Annotated in this window: 1 pseudogene; it reads left to right on the top strand. The window is 62.9% G+C overall.

Annotated features, from left to right (window positions below):
• A pseudogene (locus J5M71_RS28290) lies at positions 1 to 456 on the top strand (thiamine pyrophosphate-binding protein); the annotation flags it as partial.

The raw sequence follows: 456 nt of genomic DNA, 5'->3' as shown, positions 1-456 counted from the left end.
CCTACCTGGGCGGCATGCCGATGATGATGATCACCGGCCAGAAGCCGATCAAGAAGTCCAAGCAGGGCCGCTTCCAGATCATCGACGTGTGCGGCATGATGGACCCCATCACCAAGTACACCCACCAATTCGCCTCGGCCGACAACATCCCGGCCCGTATGCGCGAAGCCTTCCGCCTGGCTGAGGAAGAAAAGCCGGGTGCCGTGCACCTGGAGCTACCGGAAGACATCGCCGCCGAGCAGACCGACAGCCTGCCGATCCCGCCTAGCCTGAGCCGTCGCCCGCTGGCCGAGCACAAGGCCATCGAAGCTGCCGTGGAGAAACTGCAGAACGCCCGTAACCCGATCCTGGTGATCGGCGCCGGCGCCAACCGCAAGATGACCGCCAAGGTCCTCAAGCAACTGATCGACAAGACCGGCATCCCGTTCATCACCACCCAGATGGGTAAAGGTGTGG

Origin of the sequence: Pseudomonas sp. 43(2021) (assembly GCF_017490805.1) — a bacterium.
GTDB lineage: Bacteria > Pseudomonadota > Gammaproteobacteria > Pseudomonadales > Pseudomonadaceae > Aquipseudomonas.
The sequence above is the reverse complement of the archived record's forward strand: the minus strand, read 5'-3'. Positions and strand labels throughout refer to the sequence as shown.